This is a genomic window from Paracoccus sp. (in: a-proteobacteria) (assembly GCF_047973135.1).
Classification (GTDB): domain Bacteria; phylum Pseudomonadota; class Alphaproteobacteria; order Rhodobacterales; family Rhodobacteraceae; genus Paracoccus.
In genome coordinates this window covers 25,265-46,614 of sequence record NZ_JBKEBL010000092.1, presented here as the reverse complement: position 1 = coordinate 46,614, position 21,350 = coordinate 25,265, and the positions used below count along the sequence as shown (strand labels likewise).

At 63.9% G+C, this 21,350-nt stretch carries 20 protein-coding genes; 9 read left to right on the top strand and 11 right to left on the bottom strand.

The features are described 5' to 3' along the window. Positions 1-82: 82 nt before the first annotated feature. Positions 83-1,201: a cryptochrome/photolyase family protein gene (locus ACK5L9_RS07460; RefSeq protein WP_416910838.1), complete on the bottom strand. Its 1,119-nt coding sequence runs from the start codon at positions 1,199-1,201 to the stop codon at positions 83-85. Positions 1,202-1,297: 96 nt separating this feature from the next. Here ACK5L9_RS07460 and cobA point away from each other — a divergent pair, with 96 nt between their 5' ends. Both cobA and ACK5L9_RS07450 read left to right on the top strand, forming a co-directional pair. Beyond that, positions 1,298-2,050, top strand: coding sequence for a uroporphyrinogen-III C-methyltransferase (cobA, locus tag ACK5L9_RS07455; protein WP_416910837.1), 753 nt, complete (start codon positions 1,298-1,300; stop codon positions 2,048-2,050). 193 nt (positions 2,051-2,243) lie between these two features. Next, entirely contained in the window at positions 2,244-5,396 is a 3,153-nt protein-coding gene (locus tag ACK5L9_RS07450) for a calcium-binding protein (protein WP_416910836.1), read from the top strand. On the opposite strand, the gene queG is transcribed toward ACK5L9_RS07450, so the two are convergent. The 3 genes from queG to mtgA form a co-directional block, all read right to left on the bottom strand. Then, on the bottom strand, positions 5,393-6,448 hold the full coding sequence (gene queG, locus ACK5L9_RS07445) for a tRNA epoxyqueuosine(34) reductase QueG (protein ID WP_416910835.1): 1,056 nt from the start codon (positions 6,446-6,448) through the stop codon (positions 5,393-5,395). The genes ACK5L9_RS07450 and queG overlap by 4 nt on opposite strands. Beyond that, a complete protein-coding gene (locus ACK5L9_RS07440) occupies positions 6,426-7,112 on the bottom strand; it encodes a glutathione S-transferase family protein (RefSeq protein WP_416910834.1) in 687 nt (228 codons plus the stop codon). The genes queG and ACK5L9_RS07440 overlap by 23 nt, the downstream gene beginning before the upstream one ends. A gap of 78 nt (positions 7,113-7,190) precedes the next feature. After that, positions 7,191-7,925: a monofunctional biosynthetic peptidoglycan transglycosylase gene (gene mtgA, locus ACK5L9_RS07435; RefSeq protein ID WP_416910833.1), complete on the bottom strand. Its 735-nt coding sequence runs from the start codon at positions 7,923-7,925 to the stop codon at positions 7,191-7,193. Positions 7,926-8,322: 397 nt separating this feature from the next. Between mtgA and ACK5L9_RS07430 the strand changes: the two genes are divergently transcribed. Next, positions 8,323-8,922: a hypothetical protein gene (locus ACK5L9_RS07430; RefSeq protein WP_416910832.1), complete on the top strand. Its 600-nt coding sequence runs from the start codon at positions 8,323-8,325 to the stop codon at positions 8,920-8,922. Positions 8,923-9,224: 302 nt separating this feature from the next. Next, positions 9,225-9,857: a hypothetical protein gene (locus tag ACK5L9_RS07425; RefSeq protein WP_416910831.1), complete on the top strand. Its 633-nt coding sequence runs from the start codon at positions 9,225-9,227 to the stop codon at positions 9,855-9,857. A gap of 9 nt (positions 9,858-9,866) precedes the next feature. On the opposite strand, the gene ACK5L9_RS07420 is transcribed toward ACK5L9_RS07425, so the two are convergent. Beyond that, positions 9,867-12,071 (bottom strand): primosomal protein N', encoded by a 2,205-nt coding sequence (locus ACK5L9_RS07420; RefSeq protein WP_416910830.1) that lies wholly within the window; start codon positions 12,069-12,071, stop codon positions 9,867-9,869. Positions 12,072-12,184: 113 nt separating this feature from the next. Between ACK5L9_RS07420 and fsa the strand changes: the two genes are divergently transcribed. From fsa to ACK5L9_RS07400, 4 genes are all read left to right on the top strand, one after another. Further along, positions 12,185-12,838 (top strand): fructose-6-phosphate aldolase, encoded by a 654-nt coding sequence (gene fsa, locus ACK5L9_RS07415; RefSeq protein ID WP_416910829.1) that lies wholly within the window; start codon positions 12,185-12,187, stop codon positions 12,836-12,838. A gap of 13 nt (positions 12,839-12,851) precedes the next feature. Further along, a complete protein-coding gene (locus tag ACK5L9_RS07410; RefSeq protein ID WP_416910828.1) occupies positions 12,852-13,535 on the top strand; it encodes a DUF484 family protein in 684 nt (227 codons plus the stop codon). After that, a complete protein-coding gene (locus ACK5L9_RS07405; protein ID WP_416910827.1) occupies positions 13,532-14,470 on the top strand; it encodes a tyrosine recombinase XerC in 939 nt (312 codons plus the stop codon). The genes ACK5L9_RS07410 and ACK5L9_RS07405 overlap by 4 nt, the downstream gene beginning before the upstream one ends. Before the next feature lie 164 nt (positions 14,471-14,634). Continuing rightward, positions 14,635-15,507: a 50S ribosomal protein L11 methyltransferase gene (locus ACK5L9_RS07400; protein WP_416910826.1), complete on the top strand. Its 873-nt coding sequence runs from the start codon at positions 14,635-14,637 to the stop codon at positions 15,505-15,507. Between the two features lie 204 nt (positions 15,508-15,711). On the opposite strand, the gene ACK5L9_RS07395 is transcribed toward ACK5L9_RS07400, so the two are convergent. The 6 genes from ACK5L9_RS07395 to ACK5L9_RS07370 all read right to left on the bottom strand — a co-directional run bounded on the left by ACK5L9_RS07395 (position 15,712) and on the right by ACK5L9_RS07370 (position 20,555). Further along, positions 15,712-16,548, bottom strand: coding sequence for an alpha/beta fold hydrolase (locus ACK5L9_RS07395; RefSeq protein WP_416910825.1), 837 nt, complete (start codon positions 16,546-16,548; stop codon positions 15,712-15,714). Between the two features lie 14 nt (positions 16,549-16,562). Next, positions 16,563-17,351, bottom strand: coding sequence for an enoyl-ACP reductase FabI (locus tag ACK5L9_RS07390; protein WP_416910824.1), 789 nt, complete (start codon positions 17,349-17,351; stop codon positions 16,563-16,565). Between the two features lie 24 nt (positions 17,352-17,375). Continuing rightward, on the bottom strand, positions 17,376-18,605 hold the full coding sequence (gene fabB / locus ACK5L9_RS07385; protein ID WP_416910823.1) for a beta-ketoacyl-ACP synthase I: 1,230 nt from the start codon (positions 18,603-18,605) through the stop codon (positions 17,376-17,378). Positions 18,606-18,627: 22 nt separating this feature from the next. Further along, positions 18,628-19,137, bottom strand: a complete 510-nt coding sequence (gene fabA / locus ACK5L9_RS07380; protein ID WP_416910822.1) for a bifunctional 3-hydroxydecanoyl-ACP dehydratase/trans-2-decenoyl-ACP isomerase — start codon at positions 19,135-19,137, stop codon at positions 18,628-18,630. Between the two features lie 138 nt (positions 19,138-19,275). Then, on the bottom strand, positions 19,276-20,148 hold the full coding sequence (locus tag ACK5L9_RS07375) for a glycosyltransferase family 2 protein (RefSeq protein WP_416910821.1): 873 nt from the start codon (positions 20,146-20,148) through the stop codon (positions 19,276-19,278). Beyond that, complete coding sequence (locus ACK5L9_RS07370) at positions 20,145-20,555, bottom strand: hypothetical protein (protein ID WP_416910820.1); 411 nt, start codon at positions 20,553-20,555, stop codon at positions 20,145-20,147. Before ACK5L9_RS07370 ends, ACK5L9_RS07375 begins: the two co-directional genes overlap by 4 nt. A gap of 206 nt (positions 20,556-20,761) precedes the next feature. Here ACK5L9_RS07370 and infC point away from each other — a divergent pair, with 206 nt between their 5' ends. Beyond that, positions 20,762-21,301, top strand: coding sequence for a translation initiation factor IF-3 (gene infC / locus ACK5L9_RS07365; RefSeq protein WP_416910840.1), 540 nt, complete (start codon positions 20,762-20,764; stop codon positions 21,299-21,301). Positions 21,302-21,350: the final 49 nt, after the last annotated feature.

Below are 21,350 nucleotides of genomic sequence, written 5' to 3'. Positions count from 1 at the left end.
GAAACATCCATGGTGAGGCTCGGCATCCTGAAGAACTGCGGCTTTGGGTGTAGGAACCATAAAACTACAGCTCTTCAAGTAGTTAAGCCAGTCTCACCAACTCCTCATGCATAATTCGGGTTAGCGTTTGCGCGAACCAGTCCAGCCCGACCCTCCAGTCGGTCAGCAGATGCTTGGTCAGATAGCTGGCGGCGATCATCCGCACACGGTTGTGCATCCGGCCCGTCACGAACAATTCGCGCAGCCCTGCATCGACGATGGGAATGCCGGTCCGGGCGCGCCTCCAGTTTTCAGCCTGATCGTTGCCGGGTTTCCACGGAAAGCCGTTCCATTCCCGCCGCCAGCAATCGCGGTCCATCCGGGGATCGTCATGGAACAGGTCACGGGCAAATTCGCGCCAGCCCAGTTCGCGCAGAAAATCCTCGGTGCCCTGACGGCCTTCGTGCCATGCCGCCTGGCACAGGTGCCAGATGCGGCGGGCGCTGATCTCGCCCACCGCCAGCGCATCCGACAGGCCCGACGTCCCCGCGCGCCAGGGCAGGTCGCGCTGCTCGCGATAGGTTCCGACCGGGCCATCCAGAAAGGCCCGCAGCCGGTCACGGGCCGCATCCTCGCCCGCCTCGACATGCCGGGCCACAACGTCCCATCCGTGGCGCATGGCCAGCCGCGCCTCGGGCCAGTCGGCGCCGTCGCTGGCGGGCCATGTCGCGGGCGGCGTCAGGCGCGGGGCGTCCAGCGGCGGGGCGACGGGATGGGCGCGCAGCGCCCGCCAGAAGGGCGTAAAGACCTTGTAGGCCCCGTCCTGCCCCGTCCGCACCGCGCCGCGCGGCACCAGATCGGCCTGATGATGCATCACCAGCCGCGCTCCGCCCCGTTCCGCCGCCTGCACCAGCCCAGCATCGCTGGCAAAGGGGAAGCCTGCGGTCGCGTCGATCCGCCTTGCACCGGTCTCGCGCACGATGGCCTCGATCACCGCCGCCGGATCACCCCTGCGCACAATCAGCCGGCTGCCCTGCCGTCGCAGGCTGGCATCCAGCAACGGCAGGGACATCGCCTGACGCTGCGCGCTGGCCGGGTGGGCACGCGCCTCGGCCGGATCGAGGATCACCAGCGGGATCACAGCCCCCACCCCTTCCGACGCGACCAGCGCCGGATGATCGTCCAGCCGCAGGACGCGCCGGAACCAGCAGATGACGGTCATCGGCGTCTCCTATCCGATGGAGGGCAGGGCATTGTCACCCCGCACGCGGGTGATATAGCTGGTTTTCGTCCCGTTGAAACGTCAAGGCCCGCCAAAATGTCCGATCCAGCCCGCCCTGCCGGTTTCGTCTCGCTGGTATCCGCCGGACCCGGCGATCCCGAATTGCTGACCCTGAAAGCCGCGAAGCGCCTGCAACAGGCGCAGGTGGTGCTGTATGACGATCTGGCCTCGGGGCCGGTTCTGGACCATGCCGGACCTGAAGCCGAACTGATCCCCGTGGGCAAACGCGCGGGCCGCCCTTCGGCCCGGCAGGAACATGTGAACGAATTGCTGGTCAGCCACGCACAGGCAGGCCGCCGCGTCGTGCGGCTGAAATCCGGCGATGCGGGCATCTTCGGCCGCCTGGAAGAGGAACTGACCGCCCTGACCGCCGCAGGCATCCCGTTCGAGATCGTGCCCGGCGTCACCTCGGCCAGCGCGGCGGCGGCGGCGGCGGGCATTCCGCTGACGCGTCGCCTGACCTCGCGCCGGGTACAGTTCATCACCGGGGCCGATGTGACCGGCCGCCTGCCCGAAGATCTGAACTGGTCGGCTATCGCCGATCCGGCGGTCACGACGGTGGTGTTCATGGGCCAGCGCAGCTTTCCCGCGCTGGCGGAACGGTTGCAGGAACATGGGCTTCCCGGCTCCACCCCCGCCCTTTTCGCCGAGGCCGTGGGCCATCCGCATCAGCGCCTGCTGCACAGCACCGTGGCACAACTGGCGCGTGTTCTGCGGCAGGCCAAGGTCATGCAGCCGGGGCTGATCCTTTACGGTCCGCTGGCCTTCCACGACCGGCAGGGCACCTGAAATTCTGGTTAACAAAGTGTATTTACATAAAATACTGCCGACATAAAGGCTGAAATCCGGCCCTGTTGAACACATCCTAACCTTCGTCGCCAATATAGGGCGGCAGTGGCGATTCCCGCCTTCCGGGTGAAAAATGCTGACCTGCCGGCACGTGGCCACCTATGGGGCCACGGATCAGACATGGCTGTCTGGTTTGTCAGATTTGACAAGCGCGCAGATCCGCGGGCAGAACCTGCTGATCGCGACGACGCAATTGCGCGGCGGCGGGGTCAGCTCCTACAGCTTCAGCGACCCCGATACGCCGCTGAAGCGGATCGACACGCAGCCCTTTCGCGGCGGGCTTGTCTATCAGGGCGATCTGCATCTGACCCCGCTAAGCCTTGACGGTGGTAATTTCGTTCATCTGTCGGGTGCCGGAAAGGCAGATCATCTGGGCATCGGCCTTTCCCCGTCTGGCGCGCTGACGGGCTTTGCCACGTTGTTCGCCTCTGGCAGCCTGGGGACGGCGATCACCGCCATGGGACAGACGGGCAGCGGCGCGGGCAGCCTGATCCATGCCGCCGGAAAGGGCGATCAGGGTTTCACAGTCTACAGGATCGGGGCGAATGGCGTCCCGGTCAAGACCTCGGAAATCGCGATCACCGCCAGCGGCACGGCCAGCGGCGCCTCGGTCGATCAGATCGTCCAGACCGAGGCCGGGGGAAAACGCTTTCTGGTCGCGGTTTCAGGCCTTGGCGATTTCATCTCGACGCATCCGCTGTCCGATACCGGCCAGTTGGGCACCAGCATCGTGCATCTGGGCGCAATGGGGGCCGGTTATGGAACACCCACGGCGGTCGAGGCCGTCCAGACCGGCGGCCGCAGCTTTGTCATTGTCGCGGCGGCGGGCACATCCTCGCTGACAGTGTTCCGGCTGTCCACGGATGGCACGCTGACCCCGACCGACCACATCCTCGACGAGCTGACCACCCGCTTTCAGAACATCCGCGCGCTGGAAACCGTCCAGATCGGCAACCGCGTGCTTGTCTTTGCCGGGGGCACGGATGACGGCATCAGCATCTTTGCCCTGCAACCGGACGGGCGGCTGCTGCATCTGCAAACCATCGCCGACAACAACGCGATGACGCTGGCCGATGTGACCGATATCGAGGCGCAGGTCGTCGGCGGCAGGATCGCGCTGTTCGTGGCCTCGGGGCGCGAAACGGGGATCACCCAGCTTTCCCTTGATCCCGGCCATCCGGGCCTGACCGGAATGGCCGCAATCCGCACCGCCACGGGCAGCGGCGATGACGATCTGCTGCTGGCACAGGCGGGCACGTCGCGGCTGATCGGCGGCGCGGGCGACGACATCCTGATCGCCACCAACCGCGCCATCACCATGGAGGGCGGGCCGGGCGCGGACACATTTGTGCCTTCGAATTTCAACGGCAAGATCACCATCGCCGATTTCGAGCCCGGTTACGACCGGCTGGACCTGTCGCAACTGGGCATGATCCGCAGTACCTGGCAACTGAAATATTCGGTGCTCGCTGGCGGCATTCGCATCCGCTATCAGGATACGACCCTTGACATCCTGATCAGGGATGGCCGCAGCCTGAGCGCCGGTTACTTCTCGAACGAGATGTTCCCGATCGCGCATTACAAGGTCGCGGCGGTAGATCCGACCCGGATCAGCCCGATCCCCTCGACCATCGGGAAATACCTGTTCGGTTCCGCGAACGCCGACACGCTGCTTGGCGGCAGCGGCAGCGACTCGATCCATGCGGGGGGCGGGAACGATGTCGTCGCGGGGCAATATGGCGATGACACGATCCACGGCGAGGCCGGGCACGATACCCTGCGCGGCCAGACCGGCAACGATCTTATCTATGCCGGTGCGGGGAATGACAACCTGTTCGGCGACGCGGGCGCGGATCGCCTGTCAGGACAGGACGGGAACGATTCCCTGTGGGGGGATACGGGGCACGATCAGCTTGACGGGGGCGCGGGGAACGACCGCATCTGGGGCGGAAGCGACAATGACCGGCTGACGGGCGGGGCCGAAAACGACACGCTCAGCGGCGATGGCGGGCATGACCTGCTGACCGACGACCGCGGCGACAACCTGCTGATCGGCGGAACCGGAAATGACACGCTGATCTCGGGGATGGGGCAGGACCAGTTGCGCGGCGATGACGGGGCCGACCTGATGCGCGCGGGCGACGGGTCCGACAGCCTGTGGGGCCATGCCGGGAACGACCGCCTGTCCGGCGAGGGCGGCAACGATTTTTTGTTCGGCGGCGAAGGCAATGACTGGCTGTCCGGCGATAACGGCAACGACCTGCTTGACGACCGAAGCGGGCACAACACGCTAAGCGGCGGGGCTGGCGACGATGTCCTGACGACGGGCGCGGGCAATGACCTGCTGTATGGCGGCGAAGGCCATGACCGGCTGAATGCCGGGGATGGCAACGACCGGCTGTTCGGCGACAATGGTCATGACACGATGATCGGCGGGCGCGGGAACGATTATCTGGCGGACAGCGCGGGCTTTAACCGGTTCGAGGGGCAGGATGGCGACGACACTGTCACGGGCGGATCCGGCCGTGACAGCATCCGGGGCGGCGCAGGCCGCGATTTTCTGGCTGGCGGGGCCGACTACGACCGCCTGTCGGGCGATGCGGGCAATGACCGGATTCTGGCCGGGGCCGGGGCCGATACCGTCTATGGCGGCGACGGGCGCGACGCCATCCACGGCGACGGAGGCAATGACCGGCTGTTCGGAAACACGGGAAACGACTGGATTTTCGGCGATCAGGGCAATGACCTGATCCGCAGCGGCAAGGGTAATGACAACCTGCGCGGCCATGCCGGGCGGGACCGGATTTTCGGCGATCAGGGCAATGACCGGATCTGGGGAGGAATCGGGGCCGACCGGATCTGGGGAGGTGCGGGCAAGGATCGGCTGTTTGGCAACGGCCAGAACGACCGGCTGGACGGCGGGGCGGGAAATGACCGCCTGTCGGGCGGGGCGGGCACGGATGTGCTGTTCGGCGGGCACGGGGCCGACATTCTGACAGGGGGGCCGGGGCGCGACACATTCGTCTTTCGCCACAGATCCGACAGCCCGGATCACGGTGGCGACCTGATCACCGATTTCCGCCACGGCATCGACCGGATCAATCTGGCCGCGCTGGACCTGAGCCATATCGGCAATGTGGGGCTCAGCGGCGACGATCAGTTGCGATGGGATCATGCCGGCGGGCAGACCCATATCTATATCGACATCTCTCCGGGGCAAGGCCATGACATGCTGATCCGTGTTGCCGGATATGTCGATCTGGACCGGGACGATTTCCTGCTTTAGCCCGTCAGCCGCGCCACTGCCCAACGCGCCGCCTCGGCCACTACCGGATCAGGATCGCCGGTCAGCCTCTGCGCCACCCCTCGCAATCCCGGATCGCCCGAATTTCCGATGGCATACAGCACGTTGCGCACCAGCCGGTCGCGCCCGATCCGCTTGACCGGACTGCCTGCGAAACGCTGCCGAAAGCCTGCATCGTCCAACCCCGCCAGTTCCGCCAGCGCCGGGGCCGAGACAACCCCGCGATAGCGCATCTCGGTCCCCGCCTGCGCGAACTTGTTCCAGGGACAGACCGCAAGGCAATCGTCACAGCCATAAACCCGATTACCCAGCAACGGGCGCAGATCGGGATCGACAGGCCCCTTATGTTCAATCGTCAGATAGGAAATGCAACGCCGCGCGTCCAGCCGATATGGCGCTGGAAAGGCCCCGGTGGGGCAGATGTCCAGACAGGCGCGGCATGTCCCGCAATGCGAGACCTCTGGCGCGTCAGGGGGCAGCGCGATGGTGGTGAAGATCGCGCCCAGAAAGAACCAGCTTCCCAGATCGCGCGACAGAAGGTTGGTATGCTTGCCCTGCCAGCCCAGGCCAGCCGCCTGCGCCAGCGGCTTTTCCATCACCGGAGCGGTATCGACAAAGACCTTGATCGCCTCGCCCGGCACCTGTTCCAGCAACCAGCGGCCGACGCGCTTGAGCCGTTTCTTGACCAGGTCATGATAGTCGCGCCCCTGCGCATAGACGCTGATCGCCGCCCGGTCGCGTGCCTTCAGCACCGCCAGCGGGTCGTGATCGGGGGTGTACAGTTCGGCCAGCATGATCACCGATTTCGCCTCGGGCCACAGGGCCGCCGGATCGCCGCGCCATGCTGTCCGCTCGGCCATCCAGCCCATCTGGCCGTGATGCCCCGCCGCCAGAAACGCCTGCAAGCGCGCCGCGATCTCGGGCACCGCCTCGGGCCGGGTCACGCGCATCTGCGCAAAACCCGCCTCGGTCGCCATGGCCCCAAGCGCGGCTTTCAGTCCGGCCCCCGGCCTATCCGAAGTCAAGCTCGGCATAATGCGGGGCCGGATGGATGCCCGGCACCTGATCGGCCAGCACGCCGCGAAAGGCCGGACGCGACTTGATCGTCGCATACCAGTCGCGCAGCGCCTCGGACCGGTCCCAGTCCACGTCGGAAATATAGTCCAGGCAGGAAAAATGCGCCGCCGCCGTAAAATCGGCCAAAGACAGCGTGTTTCCGGCCAGCCAGCGGCGTTCCTCAAGCAGGGTCGTCAGATAGTCGATATGTTCCTTGATCGCGCGCAGCCCGTCCTTGACCGCCCGGCTGTCAGGATAGCCCGAGCGCATGATTTTTTTCCACACCCTCTCGCCCATGATCGGCTGCGTCACCTCGGCGTTGAACTTGTCGTCGAACCAGGCGCACAGCCGCCGGACCTCGTGCCGTTCCAGCGGGTTGTGCGGCATCAGGCGCGGATCGGGCGCGATCTCGTCCAGATATTCGACAATGGCCTGACTTTCTGCCAGCGTGTGACCATTCAGTCGAAGAACCGGCAGCTTGCCGGCCGGGTTGCGACGTCGCAGGTCAGGTGGGCTTTCCCAATAGCGCTCCTCGACCAGTTCGACCTCGATCTTCTTTTCGGCCAGCACCAGCCGCACCTTGCGGCAAAAGGGCGACAGCATCGAATGATACAGCCGCGTGGTCTGCGTGTTGGTATTCATGGACTGATCGAGACCCCGATATTGCGCAACGGCACCTTGATAAGACCGCCGCCCGCGCGATTCAACCGGTGCGGCGGTTCAGAAACAATCCGCCCGCCCATCCTGCGCAATGGTCGCCGCGCCATCGGCAATCGCCCGCGACCGGTCCGAGCCGCGCGCGGGGCTGCGCGACAGGGGCGCGGGCAGGACTGCGGCCAGCCGCGCCGCCTGCACCCCGGTCAGCCGGTCCGGCGTGGTGCCGAAATATTCGCGCGCGGCCGCGCCTACGCCGAAAATCCCCGGCCCGAATTCCGCCACGTTCAGATAAATCTCAAGGATCCGCCGCTTGGACCACAACGCCTCGATCATCGGGGTATAAAGGGTTTCCAGCACCTTGCGCGGCCAGCTTCGCCCCTGCCACAGGAACACGTTCTTCGCCGTCTGTTGCGAAATGGTCGAGGCCCCCCGACCCGACCCCGAACGGATCACCTTGCGGATTTCGGTCATGTCGAACCCCCAGTGCCGACAAAAATTCGCATCCTCGGCCGCCACGACCGAGCGGCGCAGCACCGGCGCGATCTTCTCAATTTCCACCCAGTCGCGCGGCTTTTGCGGATGTTCGCGTGCGGCGGCAAGCATGGTCAGCGTGGTGGGCGGATTGATCAGCCCGTAAATCCCGACCTGAACCGCCATCAGCAACAGCAACCGCAGCGCCAGCCACCGCCCCCAGATCACCACCCGCCGCAAAGGCCGCCAGCGCGCGCGCCCCGGCTGCGCGGCGTCGTCATGCACCGTTTCAGGCGAGGGAGAGCGGAAAAGAGCGCGCAGGAACATGGGCCGAACTCGCACGCAAGCCGGGTCGGCGTCAAGCCGGGTCAGAGCTTTTACAGGGCACAATGCGACCGGAAAGCCTGCCAGATCGAACTCGTATGACAACAGGTTCATGACACCCGGTAATATGATAAATTTCAACAAAAGCCTGTTTATTTGTATGATCTTTTTTTCCTCGAAATCTCCTTAGGAATGAATCTGCCCCCGATGCTTCTCGTATCCGGCGACCCGCCGTTCAGGCCTAAACCGGTCCCCGCTCATTGTTTCGAGCCTGTTTTTGAAGAATTGGCCGTTGTCGCGGCACAAACCTATTGTAATCCGCCCACCAATCTTTATAGTAGAAAGCGCCACTTTTTAAATTGATAAATTACATATCCCAATGTCTTAAGGAGTTGCGATTATGCATACAAGACTCGCCCTGGCCGCCACGGCCCTTGGTGCCTTTGCCTTGTCCGCTGCGCCCTCGCAGGCCGTCACCTATGGCGATACTATCACCTTCACCGCTGAGCTTGTGGAAAAGAATTTCACATGCTATCCACCTGATCCGGCTGCTGCCGCGCCTTGTGTCGACACCGATCCCCACTACAACGCCGTGACAAACTCGTTTCCGTCCTATGGCCTGAAGGTCGGCGACGTTGTTGACGGAGAAATTCGGCTCGACACCACGCAGATAGTCTGTACCTTGGGCGGAAAAAACTGCTTCTTTGGCGATGGCTTTCTGTTCATGTATGGCGGTCCATCGCTTTTGGATTTCGGCATAAACAGCGAAGTTTCGTCCTCATTTAATATTTCCACCGGACGTTATTTTCTCATGACAGATTATTTAATTCACCCAGTGAATGGTGAAAGATCTAATTATGGCCCGGTGAGCTTCGCCCTTTCGGACATCGTCATTAACGGCGTCCCCGTGCCTGCGGTCCCGCTTCCGGGTGGATTACCCCTGTTGCTTGGGGCGGTGTCGGTTCTTGGGCTTGGGCGTCGCTTTATGCGAAAAGCCTGACGCCATTTCGGTGATCATCGCAAAAACAAAATAGTCATGGGTCGATGGACAACGCGCCATCGGCCCCCCACGTTATTTCGTTGGCCCTTTACTTTTGCCTTGCGGCCCGCCCCATGCACCAAGCGCGTTGTTCGGGCGAATAAATTTCGTATCGCTTTAACGGGTTGGCGATTTTTCAGGCAGACCCTGTCGGAAAAAGTTGAATTGTTCCCCGATCCCCGGTATGATCTTATATACACTCATTATAAATTGATTAATATCAAATGCAAAATTAACTGTATTAAAAATAGGGAATTTGTGAGATGTCTATCAAATCAAGCATGGCCGTTCTGGCCCTTGGCTGGGCGGTGCTGCCCGCCACCCCCGTGCAGGCCGCCACCTATAGCGAAAGCTACACCTTCAACGCCGAACTTGTAACCAAAGAGTTCACTTGCCAGCCTGATATCGCCACTGGTGACTACGAACTTTGCAACGATGCCGATCCCCAGTACGCCGACGCGACACGTTCCCTCTTGCCCTTTGACATGGCTGTTGGCGCGGTCTTTACGGGCGCAATCAATATTGACATTGACGATGTGAATGACCGCATTGTCGGGATCACCTGTGATCTGGGCGGGAAAAACTGCCTGTTCAATACTGATTTGCTGAACAGTGCCCCTTTTGGCCCGCGCCCCGTGCTGGATTTCAGCGAGAACTCTGTGGTCAGCTCGGTTTTCAATTTCCAGACTGGAACCTATGGCTACGTTACCGACTATCTGTCCCTTCCCAGTGGCAATTCTGTCGGTCACTTCTATTACAGCAACGTACGTTTCAACCTGTCCGACGTCGCTTATAATGGTAAACCTTCGATCATCCCCCTGCCTGGCGGTTTGCCTTTGTTGCTTGGCGCGATGGGCGTTCTGGGGCTTGGGCGCAAGCTGAGGAAAAAGGCGTAAGCTCCGGCGCTAGAGAAAGCTCTGCGGATCTATGTCTACCGCAAGCCGCAGGTTCACCGGCGGTTTGTGCGGGGCCAGCCAGTCCGTGATGGCCACTTGCAGCGGGGCCTGACGGGGGGCATGGATCAGCATGCGCATGCGGTGACGCCCCCTTATGCGGGCAATCGGGGCGGGAGCCGGGCCCCAGAGTTCGGCCCCCGCCTCGCGCAGGGGCGCGGCATGTGCCGCAAGGTGGCGGGCGAAATCCGCGACCACGGCCAGATCGGGATGTGACAGGATGATGCCCGCCAGCCGTCCAAAGGGCGGCATCGCGGCGGCCTGCCGGGCCGCCGCCTCGGCGTTCCAGAACGCCTCGTCCTCGCCGGACAGGATGGCGCGGATCACCGCATGGTCGGGCTGATGGGTTTGCAGCAGCGCCACGCCCGGCGCATCCCCCGGCAGCCGCCCGGCCCGGCCCGCGACCTGCCGCATCAGTTGGAACGACCGCTCCGCCGCGCGCAGATCCGCCCCTTGCAGGCCCAGATCGGCGTCGATCACCCCCACCAGCGTCAGGCGCGGGAAATTGTGGCCCTTGGCGACAATCTGGGTGCCAATGATGATGTCGGTATCGCCCGAGGCGATTTCGGCGATGGTTTCCTTCAGCGCGCGGGCCGAATGGAACAGATCCGAGGACAGTACCGTCGCCTTCGCATCCGGGAATCGCGCCGCGACCTCTTCGGCGATCCGTTCGACACCGGGTCCGATGGGGGCCAGCTTGCCCTCGGCCCCGCAAGAGGGGCAGGCCGTGGGGATGGGGCGCGTCTCGCCGCATTGGTGACAGACGAGGCGGTTCTGGAACCGGTGTTCGACCATCCGCGCATCGCATTGGTGGCAGCCGATCTGTTCGCCGCAGGCGCGGCAGACCGTGACCGGCGCAAAGCCCCGGCGGTTCAGGAACAGCAGCGATTGCTGGCCCTGCGCCAATCTCGCCTCGACCGCGCGGGCCAGAGTGGGGGAAATCCAGCGCCCCGAGGGCATATCCTCGGCGCGCAGGTCAATGGCGGACATGTCGGGCAGTTCCGCCTCGCCATAGCGGGCGCGCAGATCCAGCCGCCTGTATTTGCCCCCCGCCGCGTTCACCCAGCTTTCCAGCGATGGCGTGGCCGAGGCCAGCACCACCTGCGCCCCACAGATCGAAGCGCGCAGCACCGCCATGTCGCGGGCGTTATAGTAAACCACGTCCTCTTGCTTGTAACTGCTGTCATGTTCCTCATCGACGACGATCAGGCCCAGATCGCTGAAGGGCAGGAACAGCGCTGATCGCGCGCCGACCACCAGCCCGACCTCGCCGCGGCCCGTCATGTGCCACAGGCGGCGGCGCTCGGTCCGGGTGATGCCGCTGTGCCATTCGCCGGGGCGCGCACCGAACCGTGCCTCGACCCGGTCCAGAAACTCTGCCGACAGGGCGATTTCGGGCAGCAGCACCAGCGCCTGCCGTCCCCGCGCCAGACATTCCGCAACCGCCTCAAGATAAACCTCGGTCTTGCCCGATCCGGTGACGCCGCGCAGCAGCGTGGTGCCATAGCCGCCTGCCCGGATCGCCGCGCGCAGGGTATCGGCAGCCGCCTGCTGATCCTGGGCCAGCGGCTTGCCGGGCAGCGCCGGGTCCAGCCGGGGATAGGGCAGATCGCGCGGTGCCTGAATCTCGGCCAACGAGCCCTGCGCGACCAGCCCCTTGACGACCGATGCCCCCACCCCCGCCAGATGCGCCAGCTCGGACGGCGCAAGGCTGGCCCCGCCATGATCGGCCATGACGTCCAGCACGCGCTGCCGCGCCTCGGTCATGCGGTCGGGGGGATTGCCTGCGGGCACGATCACCCGGCGCGCGGCGGGCGGCTTGTCCAGATCGGGGGCGCGGGTTGCCATGCGCAGCATCAATGGCAGAGACGTCAGGGTATAATCGGCAGCGCGGGTCAGAAAATCGATGAAACCGGGCGTGAAGGGCTGCGCCTCCAGCACCCGCGCGACAGGGCGCAGCTTGGCAAGGTCAAAGTCGCCGCACCCCGCGCCCTGGACCAGCCCCGGCACCCGGCGCGGTCCCAGAGGCACCAGCACAAGCTGTCCCTGCCGGACTCCGCCCTCGGGGGCCAGATAGTCCAGCACGCCCACAATCTCGGTCGTCAGAACCGCGATCCGGGAACGGGCGGGAAAGAAGGTTGGCAAGGTGTCACGCATCACCCGCGATAAAGCCGATCCTTGCGACGGGTTGCAAGCCCGGCGATGCGCCCTTTCCGCGCCCCCCCTTTTGCGCTATCACCGCCCGCAAAACCGTGCAGAGGAACCCGGCCATGAAATTCTTTGTCGATACCGCTGATGTCGATGCCATCCGCGAACTGAACGATCTGGGCATGGTGGACGGCGTGACCACCAATCCCTCGCTGATCCTGAAATCGGGCCGCGACATCACCGAAGTCACGCGCGAGATCTGCGGCATCGTCGCAGGCCCGGTCAGCGCCGAGGTGGTGGCCGAAAAGGCCGATGACATGGTCCGCGAGGGCAAGATTCTGGCACGGATCGCCGATAACATTGCCGTCAAGGTGCCGCTGACATGGGACGGGCTGAAAGCCTGCCGCGCGCTGTCGGATGACGGGCACATGGTCAATGTGACCCTGTGCTTTTCGCCGGCGCAGGCCATTCTGGCGGCCAAGGCCGGAGCGACCTTCATCAGCCCCTTTATCGGGCGTCTGGACGATATTCATCTGGACGGCTGCGACCTGATTGCCGACATTCGCGAAATCTATGACAATTACGGGTATGAGACGCAGATCCTCGCGGCCTCGATCCGTTCGGTCAACCATATCATCGAGGTGGGCAAAATCGGCACCGATGTGATCACCGCACCGCCCTCGGTCATCAAATCCATGGCGAACCACGTCCTGACCGACAAGGGTCTGGCGCAGTTCAATACCGACTGGGCAAAGACCGGTCAGAAAATCGGCTGAAAAGGGGGCGGGCATGACCTCGGCACTGGATCAGAAAACACGCGAGAAATTGCTGGCCGATCCCGGCGTCATTCTGGCTGACCGCGATCTGATGCGCGCGCTGGTCGAGGCGCGGGATGCGGAAATCGGCGATAATGTGATCGACATCCGCGGTCGTGCGATGGAGGTTCTGGAATACCGTCTGGACCGTCTTGAGGCACAGCATGAAAGCGTGATCGCCGCCGCCTTTGACAACCAGTCGGGCACGGCGGTGGTGCATCGCGCGGTAATCGGGCTGCTGGAATCGGCGGATCTGGCCGATTTCATCGACAGCCTTCAGGCCGAGATCGCGCCGCTGTTGCGGATCGAGACGATGCGCCTGCTGATCGAGGCCGATCCGGTCATTCCCAACCTGCCCGAGGATGTGGTGGTTGCCCCGGAAGGTGCCATTGCCCGCATCGTCAGCGCGGGTCGGCGCGCACCGCGCGGCGACGACATCGTGCTGCGCCCGGCCTCACCTGTCACCCGGCCGATCCATGGCCGCGCCGTCGGCTCCGAGGCGCTGCTGCCGCTGGATCTGGGCGCGAAACGGCCACGCGCGCTGTTGCTGATCGGCAGTGCCGATCCGCAGCGATTCGCCCCCGCGCATGGCACCGACCTGCTGCGCTTTTTCGGTCAGGTTTTCCGGCTGGTACTGCTGGCGCGGCTGCGCACATGACCGCCGCGCCCGGCCCGCTGGCCCTTGCACCCGCCACGGCGGATGCGCTGGCCCGCTGGCTGGAGGTAGAGGCCGCCACACGCGACCGGTCCCGCCACACGATCACCGCCTATCGCGCCGATCTGTTGGCCTTTCTGGGGTTTCTGGGGGGGCATCACGGCGCGCCCGCGACGCCTGCATCGCTGGCCCTGCTGAAACAATCCGACATGCGCGCCTTTGCGGCGGCGGAACGGGCGCGGGGTCTGGGCGCGCGTTCGCTGGCACGGCGGCAATCGGCGGTACGCAGCTTTCTGCGCTGGATGTCAGATCGCGACGGGTTCGACCTGTCGGCGGCCCTGTCCACGCGCAGCCCAAAATACGCCCGGTCCCTGCCCCGCCCGCTGTCACCCGATCAGGCGAGGGATGCGCTGGACATGGTGGCCATCGGCCATGACAAGCCATGGGTCGCGGCGCGCGATGTGGCGGTGATGACGCTGCTGTGGGGCTGCGGGTTACGCATCTCCGAGGCGATGGGGCTGAACGGCACGGACTGGCCCTTTCGCGACAGCCTGACCATTCGCGGCAAGGGCGGCAAGGAACGTCATGTCCCCGTCCTGCCCGTCGCGCGTGCGGCGGTGGCCGAATATCTGCGGCTTTGCCCCTGGCGGCTGGTGCCGGAGGAAGGGCTGTTCCGGGGGATGCGCGGCGGGCGGCTGGACGGAGGACAGATTGCTGCGGCGCTGCGCAAGGCCCGCGCCGCCCTCGGCCTGCCGCCCACGGCCACGCCTCACGCGCTGCGCCATTCCTTCGCCACGCATCTTCTGGCCGCCGGAGGCGATCTGCGCACCATTCAGAAACTTCTGGGCCATGCCAGCCTGTCCACCACGCAGGTCTATACCGGCGTGGACGACGCGCATCTGATCGACGTCTATCGCGCCGCCCATCCGCGCCGCTAAGCAGATACAGCCTGACAGAAGCAAATTTGATCATCAGATTGGCCCGGCGAGGTGCCATACTTCCGGGTCGGGTCAGAAACGGGCATCGGCAAGCGAGGATGATGGATGTTGCGGGTCGGGCGGGGGCGGGTTACAGCAGGCATTCCCAACCCGGATGCAGCCCGATGCCCACATTCACCGCCCTGACCCATCTTGTCGGACGCGCCCCCGCCGAGGCCCTGGCCGAAGCCTGCGAGGATCTGACCCCCGAACCCGTCGGCAGCGGCGTGTTCGAGATCGAGGACGGGTCCGACCGGTGGGAGGTGGGGATCTATTTTCTGGAGCAGCCCGATGAGGTCGCGCTGGCATTGCTGGCCGCCGCCTTCGGTGCCCAGCCTTTCGCGATTTCCGAACTGCCCGAGGTGGATTGGGTCGCTCATGTCCGCCGCGAACTGACCCCGGTTGTGGCCGGGCGGTTCTTTGTCCATGGCAGCCACGACGCCGACCGTATCCCCGAGGGGGCCGAGGCGCTGTGCATTGAGGCGGCGATGGCCTTTGGCACCGGGCATCACGGCACCACCAAGGGCTGTCTGGAGGCCGTAGACCGGCTGGCCAATGACGGCTTTCAGCCGCGCCGCATCGCCGATATCGGCTGCGGTACGGCGGTTCTGGCGATGGGGGCGGCACGGGTCTGGCCGGTGACGGTGCTGGCCAGCGACATCGACCCGGTCGCGGTGGACACGGCGGCGGCGAATGTCATCGCGAACGGTCTGGATGGCCGTGTCATCTGTATCGAGGCCATGGGGTTCGATCACCCGATGCTGGACGAAGCCGCGCCCTTCGATCTGGTGCTGGCCAATATCCTGAAGCAGCCGCTGATCGACCTGTCCCCGGACATGGCCCGCCATGTCGGCGCGGGCGGCAGGATCGTACTGTCAGGCATCCTGACCGATCAGGGCACCGAGGTGATCGCGGCCTATCAGCGCGCAGGCTTTACGCTGGACCGCCGCGACGATCTGGGTGAATGGGTCACGCTGACCATGACCCGGCAAGGCTAGTCGTCAGCTATATCGGCACCAACCCATCAAATCTCGGATCTTCAGGGACTCCGGGTATAAAATTTAAAAAATGTCTGAATAGACACCGTTAAGATTACCCTACGTCCTCAATCTGGCAAGCGGGGCGCGCATGTCCTGACGGGAACCGGCGGGAAATTGCATTTCTGCCGCGCCCGAATCGGCCTTGTTCCGCCGAGGGTCCGTTTACCTGACCGCGCCCATCGCCCCGACCCACGCATCAAGGGCGGCAAGGCTTTCGGTCTCGTCCAGCCAGGGGACATGGGCGCGTCCGGGGACGCTGGCGAAGATGGTATCAGGGCAGAGGCGGCGCATTTCGGTGGCGGTTTCCGCTGACAGCAGGTCGGAATTCGCGCCACGGATCAGGGCGACGGGCAGGCCCGCCGTCGCCTGCCACAGCGGCCAGAGGTCGGGCTGATCACCCTCGAACGCGGCAAGGAACGCGTCGCGCAGGGCGGGATCGTATCTGACGCTCAGCCCCTCGGGCGTCTGGTCATAGTGCTTTTGCGCGTCGGCCAGCCAGCGACCCTCGGGCACATCCGAAAAACCCGGATTGAAGGCGGGCATTTTCGCCGCGACCTCGGCCCAGGTTTTCGCATTCGGGTTGCGGCCGACGTAATCGAAGATGCGCTCCAGCCCGGCGCGCTCGATCACCGGGCCGACATCGTTCAGGCACAGGCCCAACAGCCGGTCACGGGCCATCGCCGCCAGCAGCATCGCGATCAGCCCCCCGCGCGAGGTGCCCAGAACCGCCGCCTTGTCGATGCCCAGATGGTTCAGCAGGGCCAGCGCGTCCTTACCTTCTTGCGGGACGGTATAGGTCGCGGCACCGGTATGCTGCGACTGACCACGGCCGCGGTAATCCATGCGGATCAGTCTGACACCGGACAGATGCGGCGCGACATAGTCGAAATCGGCCATGTTGCGGGTCAGCCCGGCAAGGCAAAGGACCGGCAGGCCGGTGCCGCTGTCGGAATAGGCAAGGCGCGCGCCGTCATCGGTGGTGAAAAATGCGGTGTCCATCTGCCCCTCCGGTCCTACAGGTTCTCGGATTGTGGCATGCCCAGAACGTGATAGCCACCGTCAACCATGACGATCTCGCCCGTGGTGCAGGCCCCCCAGTCCGACAAAAGCCAGACCGCCGTGCCGCCGATTGCCTCAAGCGTAGCATTGGCGCGCATCGGGGCGTTGGCTTCGGTGTGGCGAAAGGTCTTGCGCGCGCCGCCGATGGCCGCACCGGCCAGCGTTTTCATCGGGCCGGGCGAGATGGCGTTGACGCGGATGCCGTCGGGTCCAAGATCGTTGGCCAGATACCTGACCGAGGATTCCAGCGCCGCCTTGGCCACGCCCATGACGTTATAGAAAGGCGTCACCCGATTCGATCCACCATAGGTCAGCGTAATGATCGACCCGCCCGCCGACATCAGCGGATGGGCGCGACGGGCGGTCTCGATCAGGGAATAGCACGAAATTTCAAGGCTGTGCTTGAAATTCGCGCGACTTGTGTCAAGAAAGCGGCCGGTCAGCTCGTCCTTGTTGGAAAAGGCGATGGCGTGGATCAGGAAATCCAGCCTGCCCCACCGATCCGCCAACGTGCCAAAGGCCGCGTCAAGCGAGGCATCGTCGGTCACATCCACATCCAGCAGAAGGTCTGACCCGACCGAGGCGGCCAGCGGTTGAACCCGCCTGCCGAATGCTTCGCCCTGATAACTGAAGGCAAGTTCCGCACCCTCGGCCGCCGCTGCGCGCGCAATACCCCAGGCGATCGACCGGTCGTTCGCCACCCCCATCACAAGCCCGCGCTTGCCCTTAAGAAGCTCGCCCATGCGTTACCTCAGAATTCGTCTCTGTCAATCGTGAAAGCGGGACAGCATCAGTGTGGCATTGGTACCGCCAAAGCCGAAACTGTTCGACATCACCGAGTCCAGCCCCGCATGATCCACACGGTTTGTTGCAATCTCGCCCGGATTCAGCTCCGGGTCCAGAGTTGTAACATTTGCAGATGCTGCAATGAAGTCATTTTGCAACATCAGGATCGAATAGATCGCCTCGTGTACGCCGGTGGCGCCAAGGCTGTGGCCGGTCAGGGATTTGGTCGAGCTGACGGGCGGGGTGCTGCCCTCGCCAAAGATGCGGCGGATCGCCTTGATCTCGCCCAGATCGCCCACCGGGGTCGAGGTACCATGCGCGTTGATATAGCTGACCTTGCGGCCTTCGGGCAGGGTCGCCAGCGCCAGACGCATCGACCTTTCGCCGCCCTCGCCCGAGGGGGCCACCATGTCATAGCCGTCGCTGGTCGCGCCATAGCCGGTCACTTCGGCATAGATTTTCGCGCCGCGCGCACGGGCATGTTCCAGTTCTTCCAGCACAACCACGCCGCCGCCGCCCGCGATGACAAAGCCGTCACGGGTGGCGTCATAGGGGCGCGAGGCAGTTTCGGGCGTGTCGTTGTATTTCGACGACATGGCCCCCATCGCGTCGAACAGGCAGGACAGCGTCCAGTCCAGTTCCTCGCCCCCGCCGGCAAAGACGATGTCCTGCTTGCCAAGCTGGATCTGTTCCACGCCGTTGCCGATGCAATGCGCGGATGTCGAACAGGCCGAGGTGATCGAATAGTTGACGCCCTTGATCCTGAACGGCGTCGCCAGACAGGCCGAGTTGGTCGAGGACATGCAGCGCGTCACCATGAACGGGCACATCCGCTTGGGTGCGCCCTTTTCGATAACGGTCCGGTGCGCCTCGAAGAAATTAGAGGTGGACGGCCCGCCGGACCCCATGATCAGACCGGTGCGCGGGTTCGAGACATCGCCTTCCTCAAGCCCGCTGTCGGCGATGGCCTGTTCCATGGCAAGAAAGTTGTAGGCCGCGCCCGGACCCATGAAGCGCAGGTTGCGCTTGTCGATATGATCCTCAAGCACGATCTGCGGCATGCCGTGAACCTGGCTGCGGAACCCGTGTTCGGCATATTCGGGCGCAAAGACGATACCCGAACGCCCTGCGCGCAGGCTTTCCGTCACCTCGGCGGCATTGTTGCCGATGGGGGACACGATCCCAAGCCCGGTGATTACAACGCGGCGCATCACGCCCTCCTTCGAATCTGGTTCAGTTTGCCGACAGGGCGACCTTCATGTCCCTGACCTGATAGATCAGCTCTCCGTCGGCCTCGACGCGGCCATCGGCCACGCCCATGGTCAAGCGCCGGGTTTGCACGGCCTTTGTAAAATCCACGTGGTAACGCAACATCCTGCGGTCGGGGCGGACCATGCCGGTCAGCTTGACCTCGCCCACACCCAGAGCATAACCGCGACCTTGCCATCCGCGCCACCCCAGATTGAACCCTGTCAATTGCCACAACCCGTCAAGCCCCAGACAACCGGGCATGATCGGGTTGCCCGGAAAGTGGCAGGAAAAGAACCACAGATCGGGTTTGATGTCGAATTCGGCGATCACATGGCCCTTGCCATGCGCGCCACCATCGGCCGAGATTTCGCTGATCCGGTCCATCATCAGCATCGGCGGTTCGGGCAGTTGCGCATTGCCGGGGCCGAAAAGCTCGCCCCTTGCGCAGGCCAGAAGCTCGTCGCGGTCAAAGCTGGTTTGCGTCATTGCCATGCGGTCTTGCCTTCTGTCTTGCCGCGCTGCCGCGCAGTGCCGAAGTTGAAATTGACGTTCCGTCTAGCATCCACAGCAAAGCACACGCAAGCGCAAGCCGCGCGGCGGGATGTATTGGGACAGAAAGGGTTATCGCAGTCAGAACCACTGTCCGGGTTCCATTAACCCGTGGTCCATGAATTGCTGTGCCCTCCAGGTGAACGGGCAGGAGTTGTGCCAGATAAAGCCGTGAACGGAATCGCGCGAACCGGGGTTGGTCGCCAGCGCCTTCGCGACCCGGAACGAGGCGATCGCGGCGGTCAGATTATGGTGCCAAGGGCATGAATATGTGTTGTATTCCTGAATGTTGAACAGATGATCCCCGCCGATTTTCAGCCCCTGCGTCGCACGAAACAGCGCAATCCGGTCGATGCGAACACGGTCGGCGGGCAAATGTTCCTCGAAACGCCAGCGCAGCCCGCCATGAAAATTCAGTTGCCGTTCCTCAAACCCCCCTTTCGCGTCCTTCCGGGCCAGCGCATAATATCCGATCCGGTCGAACATCGCTTCGTCCAGGCTGACGGCATTCGGAAAGCGTTTCAGGTCAGCGGCATAGATGTCGATGACATAGCTCAGCATGGCATTGCGGCGTTCTTCCAGGTGAAAGGCCAGCATCTCGCCCACGCTGCGGCTTTCAGAAAACGGATAGAATAAAAACTCTGCATTGAAACAATAATATAACCAAGTTCCTTCAGGAACCGCCTGAATAACCGTATTGACCGCATCGACATGGGCGGCGGGCCGGCGGGTCTGCCAGATCAGGTTGCTGATCCGTCCGCCGTGATCCTCGGGCAGGGGAACGGGTTCGGGTGACAGGGCCAGAATGTGCCGGAACCCCAGCCGCAAATGGTGGCGCAGTGTCTCGGGGATGGCGGCACCATCCTCGATCAGGATGATGGCGATGGGGCCTTTGGCAAGCGCGCGGGGGCGCGTCTGGATGAACTGACCCAAAGTCGGAACGACGCCGTTCATTCCATCACCGATTCGGCATGGGCCAGCGCCGCGCGCAGCAGATCGGGATTGTCGCCCGCCGTTTCGACCAGCCGCCGCAGCACCGCCTTTTGCAGGTCCGGGATCGTGGCGGCGTCGATCAGGGCATTGGCACGATTCCGGTCCAGACCGTTCGGTGTCAGTTCGTCCGAGATTGCCCCGGCCAGCACCGCCGCTGTCTGCGGGGCGGGCGCAGCCCTGCCTTGCCCGACCGAAAACGTGGTTCCGCCGCGCCGCATCGCCGCCAGCGCAGATTCGGCCGCCGCCTCGGCCTCGGTCGCGGCATCACCCGCCAGCATCGTCCGGGCGGCATCCGACAGCCGGTCAGACCACTGCCATCCCACCGCCGCGACGGCGAGAATCACGATCAGGGGCAACAGTCTGCGCATCTTGGGCCCTTGGGCTTTGGCTTCGGCAGTTTCTCTATGCCACATGGCTTGCCGCGCGAAAAGCCGCTGGTAGCGCGGCAAGTCTGTTGCAACTGCGGAAAAACCGGCCCAAAGCAGCCGGTGGGGCGGCAAATCCGGTTGAACAGACACGCGTGCGGCCTTATTTCTGTCTCACGTTCCGTCGTGGCCATATAAGGAGTAACGCCATAGCCCGTCGACCGCATAACGCACCGCCCACCCGCGACACCGGCCCCCGCGTCAATGAACGCATTCGCGTGTCCGAAATCCGCCTGATCGGCCCTGAAGGAGAAAATGTCGGCGTCGTGCCGCCTTCGGTTGGCCTTGACATGGCAAGGGATGCCGGGCTGGATCTGGTCGAGATTTCGCCGAACGCGACCCCTCCGGTCTGCAAGGTCATGGACCTCGGCAAATACAAGTACGAACAGCAGAAACGCGAGGCCGAGGCCCGCAAGAAGCAGAAGGTCATCGACATCAAGGAAGTCAAGTTCCGTCCGGGAACCGACACCCATGATTACGATGTCAAGATGCGCAACGTGATGAAATTTCTTGAATCGGGCGACAAGGTCAAGATCACCCTGCGCTTTCGCGGTCGCGAAATGGCGCATCAGGAACTGGGTCTGGACCTGCTGAACCGCGTCAGGGACGATGTCGGCGAGATGGGCAAGATCGAGGCCATGCCCAAGCTGGAAGGCCGGCAGATGGTGATGATGATCTCGCCCCGCTGACCGGGCGCGCGATCACGGATGACAGGCCGCGCAGGCATCGCCGCGCGGC

What these genes read in the sequence shown, in the direction of transcription:
- ACK5L9_RS07460 (WP_416910838.1), bottom strand. Translation starts at nt 1,201, where the DNA reads ATGACCGTCATCTGCTGGTTCCGGCGCGTCCTGCGGCTGGACGATCAT.
- cobA (WP_416910837.1), top strand. Translation starts at nt 1,298, where the DNA reads ATGTCCGATCCAGCCCGCCCTGCCGGTTTCGTCTCGCTGGTATCCGCC.
- queG (WP_416910835.1), bottom strand. Translation starts at nt 6,448, where the DNA reads ATGCCGAGCTTGACTTCGGATAGGCCGGGGGCCGGACTGAAAGCCGCG.
- ACK5L9_RS07440 (WP_416910834.1), bottom strand. Translation starts at nt 7,112, where the DNA reads ATGAATACCAACACGCAGACCACGCGGCTGTATCATTCGATGCTGTCG.
- mtgA (WP_416910833.1), bottom strand. Translation starts at nt 7,925, where the DNA reads ATGTTCCTGCGCGCTCTTTTCCGCTCTCCCTCGCCTGAAACGGTGCAT.
- ACK5L9_RS07430 (WP_416910832.1), top strand. Translation starts at nt 8,323, where the DNA reads ATGCATACAAGACTCGCCCTGGCCGCCACGGCCCTTGGTGCCTTTGCC.
- ACK5L9_RS07425 (WP_416910831.1), top strand. Translation starts at nt 9,225, where the DNA reads ATGTCTATCAAATCAAGCATGGCCGTTCTGGCCCTTGGCTGGGCGGTG.
- ACK5L9_RS07420 (WP_416910830.1), bottom strand. Translation starts at nt 12,071, where the DNA reads ATGCGTGACACCTTGCCAACCTTCTTTCCCGCCCGTTCCCGGATCGCG.
- fsa (WP_416910829.1), top strand. Translation starts at nt 12,185, where the DNA reads ATGAAATTCTTTGTCGATACCGCTGATGTCGATGCCATCCGCGAACTG.
- ACK5L9_RS07410 (WP_416910828.1), top strand. Translation starts at nt 12,852, where the DNA reads ATGACCTCGGCACTGGATCAGAAAACACGCGAGAAATTGCTGGCCGAT.
- ACK5L9_RS07405 (WP_416910827.1), top strand. Translation starts at nt 13,532, where the DNA reads ATGACCGCCGCGCCCGGCCCGCTGGCCCTTGCACCCGCCACGGCGGAT.
- ACK5L9_RS07400 (WP_416910826.1), top strand. Translation starts at nt 14,635, where the DNA reads ATGCCCACATTCACCGCCCTGACCCATCTTGTCGGACGCGCCCCCGCC.
- ACK5L9_RS07395 (WP_416910825.1), bottom strand. Translation starts at nt 16,548, where the DNA reads ATGGACACCGCATTTTTCACCACCGATGACGGCGCGCGCCTTGCCTAT.
- ACK5L9_RS07390 (WP_416910824.1), bottom strand. Translation starts at nt 17,351, where the DNA reads ATGGGCGAGCTTCTTAAGGGCAAGCGCGGGCTTGTGATGGGGGTGGCG.
- fabB (WP_416910823.1), bottom strand. Translation starts at nt 18,605, where the DNA reads ATGCGCCGCGTTGTAATCACCGGGCTTGGGATCGTGTCCCCCATCGGC.
- fabA (WP_416910822.1), bottom strand. Translation starts at nt 19,137, where the DNA reads ATGGCAATGACGCAAACCAGCTTTGACCGCGACGAGCTTCTGGCCTGC.
- ACK5L9_RS07375 (WP_416910821.1), bottom strand. Translation starts at nt 20,148, where the DNA reads ATGAACGGCGTCGTTCCGACTTTGGGTCAGTTCATCCAGACGCGCCCC.
- ACK5L9_RS07370 (WP_416910820.1), bottom strand. Translation starts at nt 20,555, where the DNA reads ATGCGCAGACTGTTGCCCCTGATCGTGATTCTCGCCGTCGCGGCGGTG.